This window comes from Mycobacterium sp. ABE4_509 (genome assembly GCF_056160785.1).
Genome location: NZ_JBSWXU010000001.1, coordinates 1 through 13,423, shown reverse-complemented (window position 1 = coordinate 13,423; position 13,423 = coordinate 1). Strand labels below are relative to the sequence as shown.

The following is a 13,423-nucleotide window of genomic DNA, read 5'->3' as shown; positions in this document are numbered from 1 at the left end:
CGCTGACCTCTCGAGAAAGCGCGGAGCCATGACGAGCGACTACCCGCCTCAGCCCGGCCAGTACGGATATCCGGGGTCCTATCCCCCGCCCGGCGGCAACGTCCGGCCCGGCGGGTTGGGCGCCCGATTCGGGGCCAGGTTCATCGACGGCATCATCGTCGCCATCGTCGGCGGCATCCTCGCGTTCGCCGTGGGTGCCGAATCCAACGTGTGGATCACCGGCCTGTTCACCGGGTTGCTGACCTTCGTCTACTTCGTCGCCCTCGAGGTCACCCAGGGCTGGACGCTCGGCAAGAAACTGCTGGGGATGAGCGTGCACGGACCGGGCGGCGCACCGAAACCGACGGTTGCGCAGTCGGCGATCCGCAACTCCTGGACGCTGCTGCCGATCATCCCGTTCATCGGCGGGCTGCTCGGCCTGATCGCGATCGTCGTCATCGCCGTGACCATCAACGGCAGCCCCACCAAGCAGGGCAAGCACGACGAGCTGGCCGGCGGCACGCAGGTCGTCAAGAACTGACCCGAACCACGCCCGGCGCCGTCACCGAGGCGGCGCCAGGCCGGTAGCTGTCGTTGATCCACTCGCCGTCCAGGCCGGCGACCGGCAGTGGTTGACTCACCCGGGTGAGCAGAGAACCCCAACTGGCGCGCCGGCTGTTCGACCGGATCGAGCCCGTCCATGCCGTCACCTATTTCGCACCGGAGGCCCGAGCGGAGCTCGACGGTCTGGGCTTCCGGGGGTTCTGGATGGGTTATTTCGCGGCCCGGTCGGCGCCGTTCGGGGTGGTGCCCGCCGAGGTCGTCACCGCCGCGTTCTACAACTTCACCCCCGAACGCGTCGCCAAGTCGCTCTCCGGCGCCTGGGCGGTGGCCGCGCCCGCCGATGCGCTGCGCGCGCGGGAACGCGGGGCCGAGGCCGCTCTACGCCGAGCCGGGGTGAGCGACGCCGAAGCACAGATCGCCGCCGATCTCGCCATGAAGGCCGCCACCCATCCGGAGGTCGGCGGACGCACCCTGTACGCGGCCAACCGTGCGCTGGACCGGCCCGCCGACCCCATCCCGCGGCTCTGGCACGCGGCCACCTTGCTGCGCGAGCACCGCGGCGACGGTCACATCGCCGTGCTGACCGCGGTCGGGGTGTCGGGCCGGGAATGCAACGTGCTGCACGCCGCGGCGGACCGGGTGCCCGAGGCGATGATCAAGCGCAGCCGCGACTACGACGACGCCCAGTGGGAATTCCACCGCGATGCGCTGCGCGCCCGCGGGCTGCTCGACGGCGCAGGCGGACTCACCGACGCCGGCGCAGACCTCAAACAGCACATCGAGGACACCACCGACGCGCTCGCCCTGCCCGCGCTGGCGGCCCTGACCGACACCGAGGTGGAGGCGTTGTTCCGGGCGCTGACACCGATCACCAGGAACGTCGTGGCCGCCGGCGACATCCCCGAGAGCACCCCGATGGGTCTGCGCCGCGACGACCTCGACGACGACAGCGCCAACCTCGGCTGAACTCAGCGCGGGCCGTACATGATGAGCCCGACGCCGGCGAGTGACACCGCCGCACCGATGACGTCCCACCGGTCCGGCCGAAAGCCGTCGGCGACCATCCCCCACAGCAGCGAGCCGGCGATGAACACCCCGCCGTAGGCGGCCAGGACCCGGCCGAAGTGTGGGTCGGGCTGGAAGGCCGCGACGAATCCGTAGGCCCCCAACGCGATCACCCCGGCGCCCATCCACAACACCCCGCGGTGCTCCCGGAAGCCCTGCCACACCAGCCAGGCGCCGCCGATCTCGAGGATCGCGGCCAGCACGAACAACAGCGCAGATCTGATCACCATCACTCCAGCCTGACTCCAGCGCGGGTGAAACGGCTGATTGCGGCGGTGTGTCGGCGGCGACACGCCAGCCGGTGAACCGTCAGTGGCAGGCATCGGGCGCGGTGGCCGGGACGTCGAGTGCCGGGTTGCGGTCGAAGAAACCGAACGGCTTCAACCAGAACGACACCACGTCCACCGGCATCACCGGCCAATCCTCCGGCCGGGTGATGTGGTGGATTCCGAACACGTACCACAGCACGACGTCGGTGTTCTCCAGGTTGCGATCAGCCGCCGTCCACCGCGCCAGCCCGCTATCACGCACCGACTGGTTGACGAATTCACCTGCCGGCCAACGTTCGTCCGGACTGTTCGGGGTGACCCACAAGGTGTGCCCGATGACCCCGGCGCGTTCGAGCACCGGTGAGCCGGGCTCGAACATCGGCGGGATCGCACCGGTGGGCACCAGCTTGTAGGCCGGGTGTGCACCCAAGCCCGTGACGACGTTGGGATTAACGACTTTCCACGACCGCTGGGTGGCGAAGTCGACGTCCTGGCGGGCCTCACCTTCGCTGCGCAACGGGACGTTGCGCACCACCATCGAGAGTCCGTACGGATTGTCCGGCCCGATCGGCTCGGCGTAGGACTCGGACATGACCACGGTGTTGGCGCTGCCGTCGATGTCCATGTCCAGCCGGGCCACCAGGAAGTGCTGGTGAAACGGCGCATAGGTGCGTTCGTCGACAATGGTCCCGTTGGGATTGGGCGCGCCCGCCGGCAGCGGGGTGGTGACCATGATGCCGGTGGCACGCACCTCGCACTCGATGTTGCCGTCCTGGTAGAGCCGCCAGTAGACCAGATATTCGTAGTTGGCCACGGTGACGTGGAAGGACAGCGTCAACCGGCGCATCCGCCGCACCTCGGCGCCGATGTCGTGGTCGACGTGCTTCCACAGGACGGCGTTGTCCTCCTCGTGGATGCAGATCGCGTTGGCGATGGTGTAAGGATCGCCGGCGCTGTCGTGCAACACCGCATCGAGATAGCGGATCTCCCCCAGGCAGTCGCATCCCAGCTCCAGGGATGTGGTCATGAACCCCAGCCCCCACTCACCGATGTCGAAGGCCGTGCGCCGGTAGTGGTCGGGGGACGGATCACGATAGGGCACAACCATCTCCGCGAACGACATCCGGTGCGCGACCGACCGGTCGCGGTCGCCGTCGCGGTAGCTGACCGTGTGCAGCGTCATGCCCTCGCGATGGTTGAACCCGACCCGCAGCGACCAGTTCTGCCAGCGCACCAGATTGCCGTCCACCGTGAACGACGGCCCCTCGGGCTGGGTGATGTGCAGCGGCTTGGTGGTCTCCCTGCGCCCGGCGGACCGGATGTGCTCCGGAACATGCTTGGGCACATACTCGCCCATCACCTCGGGTGGTACCGACTCGCCGGAGGAGAACGGACCGCCGTCCTCGATCCGCAGCAGCTCCATCCGGTTGACGTCGACGACACAGTGCAGACCACTGAGCATCCGCGCGTAGGGGTTGGCTCCTGGGGCAGCCTTGACCCAGGTGTCCGACCAGCCGATCCGGCGGTCCCGGAACTCGGTGGGAGCCACCGCGTCACCGTAGGTCCAGGTGTCGAAGAACACCAGATCGATATCGGTGATGCCGCGGCGCTGTAGCGCGGCGACGACGTCGGGATGGGTGCGCAGCAGCCGATCACATTCGGTGAACTCGTCGACGGTGAAGTTCGCCTGCACTCCGGGAACGTGCTCGAAGCTCTCGACCCGGTCGTCGGCCAGCGACACCACGCTCTTGTAGGTGGCGTTGTCGGTGCGGTTGAAGCAGACCACCTCGGCACGACGCGCCGGGACGGGCCCGCCGCCGGCGAAGACCGCCAGCTCGGCCTTCGTCGGCTCCACCAACTCGATCGAGGCGAACCGCCAGCCCAGCCCGTCCGGGCCGGTCCCGGCGCGCACGGCGCGCTCGCGCTGCAGGATCGCAGCGACCCGGCGGAATTCGTCGGCCCCGAGCGGGTCGAGCGGGAACCGGAGCGAAGAACCACTGTGCGCTGACACGGGTAAAAACAACCACATCCGGCGGCGGGCGGCACGCCGATTGGGTAACTCCGGTCAGCGGGTGGCCAGCGAAAACCCCTGCCAGGCCCGTCGGCGCTCGGAATGCGGGTCGAACTCGATGCGGCGCCTGCGGTCCAGTACCAGGACCGCGCGCTCGTGGCGGTCGTAGAGCGGCCAGTCCTGCCCCGGCACGCCGTGGCGGGCGAAGCTCAGCCAGCGCCGCTGGATGTCGTCGCTGACCTTGCGCGCCGTGCGGGAATCGGCGCCGGCGGCCAGCAACCGGCCGAAGCGGGACCGGTAGACGTCGAAAACCGCCAGCAGCTCGGTGGCGTGGGTGGCGCCGAAACCCGACCAGCGAAGCGCCCGGGTGGCGTAGTCGTAGCGGTACACGAACGTCGGGGCGTGCCGGCTGTGCGCCTGGGCGATCTGCCACACCGCGGACCCGAAGATGAAGTCACCGCCCAGCGACACGCATGCCGCCGAATCGGGATACCCGGGGTAGGCGGCGATAATGCGTTCCCGCTCAACGGGATCGGCCTGGGACAACAATCGCTCGATCGCCGGTTCGTTGGTGGGCAGCAGCTTGAGCACCCGGGTGAACAGCCGGCCCTCGTCGGCGTTGGTTCCGACGATCATCGGCACCCGGTGCGCCTGCCCGCCGGCCATCGCGGCGACCGGGTCCTGCGGCAGGAACTCGGTGCCGGAGGCGGGGCCGATCGCGAAGGCGCCCAGCATCTCCCGCTGCCCCTCCACGATCAGGCGCTCGAGCGCGTCCACCAACTCGGCCGGCCGGGCCGCCAGCAGCGCCGCCGCGGCGTCCCGCCCCGACGCCCCCAGCTGCGCGGCGAAACGGTCGGCATAGTCCGCCGCGACATCGACACCGCGGGTCATCCCGCTGACCGGACTCTGCGCAATCGCCTGGGCGAACAGCCCTTCCGCGGCCGGGGTGGCCATCAGCGTGGAGACCGCGTGCGCTCCGGCGCTCTCCCCGAAGATCGTGACGTTGTCCGGATCGCCGCCGAAGACCGCGACGTTGTTGCGCACCCAGCCCAGCGCGGCCACCAGATCACGCAGGAACAGGTTGTCGTCGATCGTGATGTCGTCGGTCGACAGCGACGACAGCTCGAGGCAACCGAGGGCGCCGAGCCGGTAGTTCACCGATACGAAGACACAGCCCTGACGGGCCAGCGACGCACCGTCGTAGACCGGCGTCGCCGAACTGCCGAGCATGTAGCCGCCGCCGTGGATGAACACCTTCACCGGCAGGGGTTCGTCGGTATGCCCGGCCGGGGCGACGACGTTGAGTGTCAGGCAGTCCTCGCTCATCGGCTGGAACTTGCCCGGCGCCAGAATGGTGTACATGCGCTGCTGGGGGGCGCAGTGCCCGAATCCGTGGCAGTGCCGGACCCCCCGCCAGGGTTGCACCGGCTGCGGCGCGCGATAGCGCAGGCGGCCGACCGGCGGGCGGGCATACGGGATCGAGCGCCAGCGGTTGACGCCGTCGCGGGTGAACCCCTCGACGACACCCGAGTCGATCGTGACCCGGACAGTGTGTTCGTGCATCCCCTCGACGTTAGCGAACCCCGCCCCGCCCCGCCTCGCCTATCCCGCCGTGTCGGCCCGCTAACCTGGCGCAATGCGCATTGCAGGCCTGATCGCGGTGAGTGTGCTGGTGGCCGGCTGCTCCCAATCGGTCGGCGGTGAGGCCGAGTCGTCCGCGCCGGCCCCGTCATCGACCCGGCAAACAGCCCCGACCAGCGATTCCGCATCGCCGCCGAGCGTCCCGGCACCCGGCGGGGCACCCGGCCCCGGCGCCGCCCTCAACGAGGTCATCGAGTGGGTGGAGGGCGGTGCGCCCGCCGATCCGGCCGACCACGGTGTCGCGTTCCGCGACGGCGTGACCACCAGTCTGGGCGGGGATGTGGCGTTCACCGCGCCGTCGGGCACACCGCACGATTCGACGCAGTGCATCACCGATGTGCAATACAACGACGGCGCCCTGATCTGTCTGGCCGACTTCGATTCCCCGCCGCCACGCCCGGCGGGCGCCGAGGGCATGTGGAAGCCGGGCTGGATCGAGTTCGCCGGTACGACAATGCAGGTCGGAGCGCTACACGGGGACCCCGGTCCGTTCGTCAACGGGGTGGGCCCGGAGCTTCCGCCGGGCCAGACGCTGTCGTTCGGCGACTTCCGGTGCCGCAGCGACGCGGCCGGTCTGGCCTGTGTGAACTACGCACACCGTTCGGCGGCCTGGATCGGCGCCGCCGGCGTGGTTCCGTACGGCTGCCTGCAGCCGGCGGTGGCGCCGCCGGGTATCGGCACGATGTTCAGCTGCTGACGGGCTCACGTCCCGGTCAGTCCCCGACGAGCCTTCTCGCGAGCCCGGCCCGGGTAGATCCGTGTCATTCCGATGGCGCCCACCACCACCACGACCGGGATCACCGCCTTGGTCCAGTGCACGGTCGACGGTGACACCGCCGCCACATATCCCAGCACCGCGATCAGCGCGAACACCAGCGCCCACATCAGCGTGAGCATCTGGTTGGTGCGCCGGAATGCGGCCTCCTCCCACTCCTCGCGCGCCGCCGCCGCGGGGGCGTATTGGGCGGTGAACGGTACGAAACCCAGCGAGATCAGCGCCATCGCGGCGAGCACCCCGCTGGACAGCGTGGTGGCGTAGGTGTCCATCCAGTCGCGGTCCTGCGCACCGAGGACCAGGCCCGCGACGGTCACGCCGGCGAAGAAGACGACGGTCACGACGTCCAGCGTCCGGACTCCGGCGAAACCGGCCGACACGCCCAGCAGCACCGTGGCCAGCACCGCGCACACGGCCCCGAACATCCAGGTGCTGGGCCCGTCTGCGACGAGCCAGTAGATGATCCAGGGAACAAACCCGACGAAGGGGCTGCGCTCGAACCATTCGTCCACGCCTCACCTTTACCCGCCGGGGACTGCGCAGGCGAGCCGAATGCGTTATCCGCGCAATACCCGACGACGAAACCAGCCGGACCACTGTCGTGGTCCGGCTGGTTCGGAGGGCGGTTGTCGGGGTGAAGACCTGTCGGCTAGCCGAGACGGAACGAGCCGGTGACGAGCTCCGGGGTCACCGACACACCGTTGATGGTGGCCTTGGGAGTCTCGTCTTCGAACTCGATCGGGTCCGCGGCGCTCAGGTTGCGGCTGGGACGGACGTCGTTGCGCACGTCGAAGTCGTTGAACTCGTCGAGGTTGAACGGATCGAAGTTGCGCCGGTCCTGGGAGAAGCCGGCGAACCGCACGCCGACAGCGGTTCCGTCCGGGCGCACCACCCAGGAGTCGCGGACACCGTCGACCTCGGCGGTGTACATGCCCGCGATCCCGGAAACCTGGTTGGCGGTGAAGTCGTAGGAGACCCCGTCCATGGTGACCTCACCGGTGGCGACGTCGCCGTCGAAGCTCGCCTGCATGGTGTCGCGGAACTTCGACTTGATATCGGTGGTCCCGTCGGTCTGAGTTCCGAAGAACCAGGCCTCGTCGTCGGTTCCGTTGCACGCGTAGGCCGCAACGTCGGACCCGTCGATGCTGATCCCGATCGTCATGGTCTGACCGTCGGCCGATTCCATGTCGGCCATGTAACGCGCCGACTCGGGAACCTCTGCGGCGGTCGAGGTCTCCGGCGTCGACTGGGCCTCAGACGATGACGGCGCGGGCGAGTTGCCGGAGCACGCTGTCAGCGTCCCGAACATGGCCAGCGCACTGATTCCGACGAGCATCGAGCGAGTGTGTTTTTTCATGCATTCAGCATGGACCCAACCGCGCAGGACTGCATGGAGAAAATGTGGAGATTGCGTGGAGAACCACGAAGATCACACCGACAGGAAGGTCGAGACCTCGTCGCGGAACACCTGCCACGCCGGCTCGGACGCGGTGAGCAGGTGGTTGTTACTGGCCAGCGCCACCAGCCGGGAATCGGTGATCAGCGCCGCCAGCTCTTCGCCGTAGCGCATCGGCACCCGGTGGTCGTCGCGGGAGTGCAGGATCAGTGTCGGGCAGCGGACCTGGCCGGCTTCATCGCGAACGTCGATGCGCCCGAACTCTTCCAGGAACCGCACCGCGTTCTCCGGTGAAGTCGTCCGGCGCTGCAGCTGGTCGAACGCCGCCCAGTCCGAGCGGGTTCCATCGGGCAGGAACTGCGCGGCGAACACCTGCCGGAACGCCGGATCGTCACGACCCCAGCCGACCCGGGCGAGATCGAGATCGAGTGCTGCGGCCCGCTTCTCATCCTCGCTCATGGCCCGCACCGCTCGGCCTCTGGCGTAGGCCCCGCACAGGACCAGCCGGGTGACCTTCTCGGGGTGACGGGCGGCGTAGGCGACGGCGACCGCGCCCCCCTGGGAGACCCCGAGCAGCGGGAAGCTCTCCAGCCCGAGCGCCTCCACCACCGTCTCCAGGTCGGTGACCCAGTCATCGAAGGTGAAATCCTCAGCGTCCCAATCCGAGAGCCCGCAGCCCCGTTCGTCGTAACGGATGAAGCGGTTGTCCGACGACATGTCCCGAACCCAGTGCCGCCACACCGGGCTCTCGACGTCATAGCCCAGGTGGGTCATCCAGTTGGCGGCGCGCACCAGTGGCGGCCCGTCGCCGGCCACCGCGTAGGCCAACCGGACCCCGTCGGCGGCCCGGCAGAACGCGATGTGCTGGCGAGGTATCTCGGGTTCGGGCTCGGGCTCGGGCACCACGATCGTGTCGACCTGCAGGGTGCCGACGAACTGGTAGCCACGGCCACGCACGGTGCGGATGTAGCGCTGAGACTCGCCGTCGTCGCCCAGGGCCCGCCGGGCCGCCTTTATTCGGCTGGTGAGGGCGGCTTCGCCGACGAAGCGCCCGCCCCACACCGAATCGAAGAGCTCCTCCTTGCTGACGAACCGCTCGCTGTTGCTCACCAGTTGGGTCAGGACGTCGAACACCTGAGGTTCCACCCGAATCACCGCATCGCCACACCGCAACTCGTAACGACCGGTGTCGAGCGTGTAATCATCGAAGCGCCACACCCGCGGCGGCGCCGACTCCGCGCTGGACACGTGTTAACAGTACCGGTGTCCGGCTGAGATTGTCGTGCCCGTCACAACGTCCCGGCCCGCTACCGCCAGCCGTCGGCGGCCTGCGCCGCGCGCATCACCGCATCGCACAGCTCACTGAGTTCGCCGGCGCCCGCACCTTCGGCGATCGCGGTCGCCATGTCCTCGGCCGCGCATCGCACCTGGTAGACGCGATCAGACAGCAGCGATGCCTCTTCGGCGCTCAGCACCACCGCGTCGGCGGGCACCGAGGTCCCCTTGACCATCGCGCGCTGTTCGTAGGCCCGTTGCCGACACGCCTGCCTGCAGTACTGACGCCGCCGGCCCAGGCCCGCGTCCGCCACTTCACGCCCGCACCATCGGCAACTCTGCGGGCGGGTGCGGCTGCTACTGCTGTGCGGGGCCACGGAGGTCACGGGACGACCTTAGACCGGCCGCCGGCGGGATCGGCGTATCATCGACGGCCGAGTCGGAAACCCCGGGAACTCGGGGAACCGTGTCCGCGTTGTACTGGAGGTTCTCGATTCGCCTCCGGCGCCGGACGGCGAGACCAGAACGAATAGCGTTTATTGAGGAGTTGACGATGGCTGATCGTGTATTGAGGGGCAGTCGCCTCGGGGCCGTGAGCTACGAGACGGACCGCAACCACGACTTGGCGCCGCGTCAGGTCGCCCGGTACCGCACCGACAACGGCGAGGAGTTCGACGTCCCGTTCGCCGATGACGCCGAGATCCCCGGCACCTGGCTGTGCCGCAACGGCATGGAGGGCACCCTGATCGAGGGTGACGTGCCGGAGCCGAAGAAGGTGAAGCCGCCCAGGACGCACTGGGACATGCTGTTGGAGCGTCGCTCGGTCGAGGAGCTCGAGGAACTGCTCAAGGAGCGCCTCGACCTGATCAAGGCCCGTCGCCGGGGCTGACCGGCGATTACTGCGTGTTGCCGCGCGCCCGGTCCATCCGGGCGCGCAGGCCCCACTCGGCGACCTTGATGATCGCCTCCCGGATGGTCGACCCGTCCATCTTGGACACTCCGTGCTCGCGTTCGGTGAAGGTGATGGGCACCTCGGTCACGACGAAGCCGGCGTTGATGCTGCGCCAGGTCAGGTCGACCTGGAAGCCGTACCCCTTGGTGTCGATGGCGGCGAGGTCGATCTTCTCGAGCACCTCCCGCCGGTACGCGCGGTAGCCGGCGGTGATGTCGTGGATGTCGACGCCCAGCAGGATCCGGGAGTAGCCGTTGGCGGTGCGGGACAGCAGCAGCCGCCGCCTCGGCCAGTTGACCACCTCGCCGCCCGCGACATAGCGCGACCCGATGACGACGTCGGCGCCACCGTCGACGGCGTCGAGGAGCCGGTGCAGCTGTTCGGGCGGATGGCTGCCGTCGGCGTCCATCTCGACGAGCACCGAGTACTGCCTGCCCAGCCCCCATTCGAAACCGGCCAGGTAGGCGGCACCGAGGCCGTCCTTGGAGGTGCGGTGCATGACGTGGAGGCGGTCGGGGTCGGCCAGCGCCAGTTCGTCGGCCAGCTCGCCGGTGCCGTCGGGGCTGCTGTCGTCGACGATGAGCACGTCGACGTCGGGCGCCGAGGCGTGTACCCGCTCGATGATCAGTGGCAGGTTCTGGCACTCGTTGTAGGTCGGGATGATGACCAGAGTCCGGGCGCTCGGCTTCTCGTCGCGACCGTTTGCGCTACGCCCCGACGGCGTGGCTTTGTCGCCGGGTACACCGCCGGGGACGCTCATGAGGCTCCTTTGCCGTTGTCGGTCGTCGCTCGCCGACGCCGGAATCTTGCTGGCACGAATGATCCATTGTGCAGTATCGCGCGCAGAACTCCCGCAACGCCGATGCCGACCAGCACCGCCTCCACATACGGGCCGAATCGGGTGGCCGGCGTCAGCGAGGTCTTCAGCCGGATCTGTTGGTCCAGGAACGCCGGCTCGAAGAACCCGGTACGGGCCAGCTCACGGCCGTCGGGAGCGATGACGGCGCTGATCCCGGTGGTCCCGGCGACCACGACATAGCGGTCGTGTTCGACGGCGCGCAGCCGGCCGAAAGCCAGTTGCTGCTCGCTCATCGCCTCGTCGAAGGTGGCGTTGTTGGTCGGCACCGCCAGCATCTGGGCCCCGCTGCGCACCGCTTCACGCGATGCGCGGTCGAAGATGACCTCCCAACAGGTGGTGACCCCGACGGGCACCCCGGCGGCCCGGACGACCCCGTCGCCGTCTCCGGGCACGAAGTAGCCGGCCCGGTCGGCGTACGGCGAGAGTTTGCTGAAGAAGCTTCGCCACGGCAGGTACTCCCCGAACGGCTGCACGATCTGCTTGTCGTGGCGATCGGCCGGGCCGGTCTCGGGGTTCCACACGATGACCGAGTTGTGCGACACCGGGTTGTCCGGGCTGTAGTCGGGGGCCGCGATCACCCCGCCGACCAGGATCGGGGCGTTGATCGCGGCGGCGGCGCGGGAGATCAGTTGCCCGGCGTCGACGTTGGCCAGCGGGTCGATGTCCGAGGAATTCTCCGGCCAGATCACCAGCATCGGCTGCGGCGCGCGCCCGGCCCGCACCTCGTCGGCCAGCCGGAGGGTTTCCTCGACGTGGTTGTCGAGCACCGCCCGGCGCTGGGCGTTGAAGTCCAGGCCCAGGCGCGGCACATTCCCCTGCACCGCGGCCACCGTGACCGGGGCGGCCTCGCCCGCCCCGGAACCGGCCTTGCGAACGGCGGGCCAGGCCAGTGCCGTCGCCAGCAGCACCAAGCTGATACACACGCCCGGGATCACCACCGCCGGTGCGGCAGCGGCGCGGGCTTCGGGGTCGCGGCGCCACCAGTCGATGACCGCCAGCGTCATCGCGGCCACGCTGAAGCCGACGAGAACCACCGCGAACGACACCAGCGGGGCACCGCCGAGGTAGGCCAGCGACAGCAGCGGGCTCTCGGTCTGCGAGAAGCCGACGACCCCCCACGGGAAGCCGCCGAACGGCACGGTCGATTTGAGCCATTCCTGCAGCGACCACAGCCCGGCGAACCAGACCGGCCAGCCGGGCAGCGAGCGGACCGCGACGGCCACCGCCGCGAACAGTGCGGGGAACAGTGCCTGGGCCAGGCTCAGCGCCAGCCACGGAACCGCCCCCACCAGCCCGCTGATCCAGGGCAGCAGCGGCAGATAGAACGCCAGGCCGAACAGCAGGCCGTAGCCGAACCCTCCGGCGACGGTGGTGGCCGGCCTGGTCAGCACCCAGGCCAGCAGGGCGAACGCCAGGATCGCGGCGTACCACCAGCCCAGCGGCGGGAAACTGACACAGAGGGCGACCCCGCCGGCGATCGCGGCGGTGAGGGCGGGCAGCCGGTCCACCACGGCTGTTCCGAACCGCGCCCACCGGGTCGGTTTCGCCCTGTCGGGGTTCGCGACCTCGGCGTCGACGGATTCAGCCATGGATGACCGTGCCTCGGTGCACGGTGCGGCGGCACCTCGGCAGGCGGTCGTCGAGCCTGGGTAGGACGGGCACCCGCGAGCGGGGATCGGTGGACCAGCGTTGTACCGCGTCGGCCGGCGCCGCGACGTCGAACTCGTCGGCGTCCCAGATCGCGTAGGAGGCGGGTGCGCCGGGCACCAGTGTGCCGGTGAGGCCGTCGCGGACTCCGCCGGCCCGCCAGGCTCCGCGGGTCGCCGCCGCGAATGCGGCCCGCGCCGAGATGGCGCTGCCCGGGCTGCGATGCGTGGTAGCCGCACGGACGGTGGCCCACGGGTCCATGCCGGTCACCGGGGTGTCGGAGCCGAAGGCTAGTGGCACGCCTTGGGATGCTAACAGCGCGAAATTGTTCATCGGCCGGGCTCGGGCGATACCGAGACGTTGGGCATACATCCCGGTCTCGCCGCCCCAGAGTGCGTCGAAGTTGGGTTGCATGCTGGCGATCACTCCCCAGCTGCCGAGTTGGGCGGCCTGCTGCTCGGTGACCATCTCGACGTGTTCGAGGCGATGTCCGCAGCGGGCCACCGCTACTCCCCCGAACCGCTCGACGACGGTTTCCAGTGCTGTCACCACGGCCGCGACGGCCGCGTCGCCGATGGCGTGGAATCCGGCGGTGACCCCGGCTTCGGTGCAGGCCGACAGGTGCGCGGTGATGGCCGCGACGTCAAGATAGCGATTGCCCGTCGGGGCGGCGCACCCGGCGGGTAGGTCGGCGTAGGGCTCGCGCAGCCAGGCGGTCCGTGAGCCCAGCGCCCCGTCGACGAACAGGTCACCGGCCAGGCCGTGGGCCCCGGTGGCATCGGCCAGGTCGCGGGCCTGCCCGGCGGTCGTCACGGCTTCGCCCCAGTAGCCGACCACGTCGACGCCGTGCCCGAAGGCACGCAGTTCCTGCCAGTCCTCGAGGCCGGCGATGTCCGGGCCGGCGCATTCGTGCACCGCCACGATGCCCGCCGCGGCAGCGGCGTCGAGGGCGGCCCGGCGTGCCGAAGCCCGCTGGGCCGGGGTGAGGGC

Annotated in this window: 14 protein-coding genes; 4 read left to right on the top strand and 10 right to left on the bottom strand. The window is 69.5% G+C overall.

The features are described 5' to 3' along the window. The first annotated feature begins 28 nt into the window (after window positions 1–28). Window positions 29–520 (top strand): RDD family protein, encoded by a 492-nt coding sequence (locus ACXAID_RS00070; protein WP_475020133.1) that lies wholly within the window; start codon window positions 29–31, stop codon window positions 518–520. A 104-nt stretch (window positions 521–624) separates the two neighbouring features. Beyond that, window positions 625–1,509, top strand: a complete 885-nt coding sequence (locus tag ACXAID_RS00065; RefSeq protein ID WP_475020132.1) for an SCO6745 family protein — start codon at window positions 625–627, stop codon at window positions 1,507–1,509. A gap of 2 nt (window positions 1,510–1,511) precedes the next feature. Here the strand turns inward: ACXAID_RS00065 and ACXAID_RS00060 are convergent, their stop codons facing one another. The 3 genes from ACXAID_RS00060 to ACXAID_RS00050 all read right to left on the bottom strand — a co-directional run bounded on the left by ACXAID_RS00060 (window position 1,512) and on the right by ACXAID_RS00050 (window position 5,451). Beyond that, window positions 1,512–1,838 carry a YnfA family protein gene (locus ACXAID_RS00060; RefSeq protein ID WP_475020131.1) on the bottom strand — a complete coding sequence of 109 codons (327 nt, stop codon included), beginning with the start codon at window positions 1,836–1,838 and terminating at the stop codon, window positions 1,512–1,514. Between the two features lie 79 nt (window positions 1,839–1,917). Next, a complete protein-coding gene (locus ACXAID_RS00055; protein ID WP_475020130.1) occupies window positions 1,918–3,906 on the bottom strand; it encodes a primary-amine oxidase in 1,989 nt (662 codons plus the stop codon). A gap of 36 nt (window positions 3,907–3,942) precedes the next feature. Continuing rightward, a complete protein-coding gene (locus tag ACXAID_RS00050) occupies window positions 3,943–5,451 on the bottom strand; it encodes a carboxylesterase/lipase family protein (protein ID WP_475020129.1) in 1,509 nt (502 codons plus the stop codon). 73 nt (window positions 5,452–5,524) lie between these two features. Between ACXAID_RS00050 and ACXAID_RS00045 the strand changes: the two genes are divergently transcribed. Then, window positions 5,525–6,226, top strand: a complete 702-nt coding sequence (locus ACXAID_RS00045; RefSeq protein ID WP_475020128.1) for a hypothetical protein — start codon at window positions 5,525–5,527, stop codon at window positions 6,224–6,226. A gap of 5 nt (window positions 6,227–6,231) precedes the next feature. Here the strand turns inward: ACXAID_RS00045 and ACXAID_RS00040 are convergent, their stop codons facing one another. The 4 genes from ACXAID_RS00040 to ACXAID_RS00025 all read right to left on the bottom strand — a co-directional run bounded on the left by ACXAID_RS00040 (window position 6,232) and on the right by ACXAID_RS00025 (window position 9,361). Continuing rightward, complete coding sequence (locus ACXAID_RS00040) at window positions 6,232–6,816, bottom strand: hypothetical protein (protein ID WP_475020127.1); 585 nt, start codon at window positions 6,814–6,816, stop codon at window positions 6,232–6,234. Between the two features lie 137 nt (window positions 6,817–6,953). Beyond that, window positions 6,954–7,661, bottom strand: a complete 708-nt coding sequence (locus ACXAID_RS00035) for a hypothetical protein (protein WP_475020126.1) — start codon at window positions 7,659–7,661, stop codon at window positions 6,954–6,956. 72 nt (window positions 7,662–7,733) lie between these two features. Further along, entirely contained in the window at window positions 7,734–8,948 is a 1,215-nt protein-coding gene (locus tag ACXAID_RS00030) for an alpha/beta hydrolase (protein ID WP_475020125.1), read from the bottom strand. Window positions 8,949–9,007: 59 nt separating this feature from the next. Then, window positions 9,008–9,361, bottom strand: a complete 354-nt coding sequence (locus ACXAID_RS00025; RefSeq protein ID WP_475020124.1) for a hypothetical protein — start codon at window positions 9,359–9,361, stop codon at window positions 9,008–9,010. A gap of 167 nt (window positions 9,362–9,528) precedes the next feature. On the opposite strand from ACXAID_RS00025, the gene rbpA reads away from it, so the two are divergent. Further along, on the top strand, window positions 9,529–9,864 hold the full coding sequence (gene rbpA / locus ACXAID_RS00020; protein WP_475020123.1) for an RNA polymerase-binding protein RbpA: 336 nt from the start codon (window positions 9,529–9,531) through the stop codon (window positions 9,862–9,864). A 7-nt stretch (window positions 9,865–9,871) separates the two neighbouring features. Here the strand turns inward: rbpA and ACXAID_RS00015 are convergent, their stop codons facing one another. From ACXAID_RS00015 to ACXAID_RS00005, 3 genes are all read right to left on the bottom strand, one after another. Continuing rightward, window positions 9,872–10,687 carry a polyprenol monophosphomannose synthase gene (locus ACXAID_RS00015; RefSeq protein WP_475020122.1) on the bottom strand — a complete coding sequence of 272 codons (816 nt, stop codon included), beginning with the start codon at window positions 10,685–10,687 and terminating at the stop codon, window positions 9,872–9,874. Next, on the bottom strand, window positions 10,684–12,375 hold the full coding sequence (lnt, locus tag ACXAID_RS00010; RefSeq protein ID WP_475020121.1) for an apolipoprotein N-acyltransferase: 1,692 nt from the start codon (window positions 12,373–12,375) through the stop codon (window positions 10,684–10,686). The genes ACXAID_RS00015 and lnt overlap by 4 nt, the downstream gene beginning before the upstream one ends. Next, on the bottom strand, window positions 12,368–13,423 hold a 1,056-nt coding region (locus tag ACXAID_RS00005; protein WP_475020120.1), incomplete at its 5' end, for an amidohydrolase family protein. The genes ACXAID_RS00005 and lnt, both read right to left, overlap by 8 nt.

What these genes read in the sequence shown, in the direction of transcription:
- ACXAID_RS00070 (WP_475020133.1), top strand. Translation starts at nt 29, where the DNA reads ATGACGAGCGACTACCCGCCTCAGCCCGGCCAGTACGGATATCCGGGG.
- ACXAID_RS00060 (WP_475020131.1), bottom strand. Translation starts at nt 1,838, where the DNA reads ATGGTGATCAGATCTGCGCTGTTGTTCGTGCTGGCCGCGATCCTCGAG.
- ACXAID_RS00055 (WP_475020130.1), bottom strand. Translation starts at nt 3,906, where the DNA reads ATGTGGTTGTTTTTACCCGTGTCAGCGCACAGTGGTTCTTCGCTCCGG.
- ACXAID_RS00050 (WP_475020129.1), bottom strand. Translation starts at nt 5,451, where the DNA reads ATGCACGAACACACTGTCCGGGTCACGATCGACTCGGGTGTCGTCGAG.
- ACXAID_RS00045 (WP_475020128.1), top strand. Translation starts at nt 5,525, where the DNA reads ATGCGCATTGCAGGCCTGATCGCGGTGAGTGTGCTGGTGGCCGGCTGC.
- ACXAID_RS00035 (WP_475020126.1), bottom strand. Translation starts at nt 7,661, where the DNA reads ATGAAAAAACACACTCGCTCGATGCTCGTCGGAATCAGTGCGCTGGCC.
- rbpA (WP_475020123.1), top strand. Translation starts at nt 9,529, where the DNA reads ATGGCTGATCGTGTATTGAGGGGCAGTCGCCTCGGGGCCGTGAGCTAC.
- ACXAID_RS00015 (WP_475020122.1), bottom strand. Translation starts at nt 10,687, where the DNA reads ATGAGCGTCCCCGGCGGTGTACCCGGCGACAAAGCCACGCCGTCGGGG.
- lnt (WP_475020121.1), bottom strand. Translation starts at nt 12,375, where the DNA reads ATGGCTGAATCCGTCGACGCCGAGGTCGCGAACCCCGACAGGGCGAAA.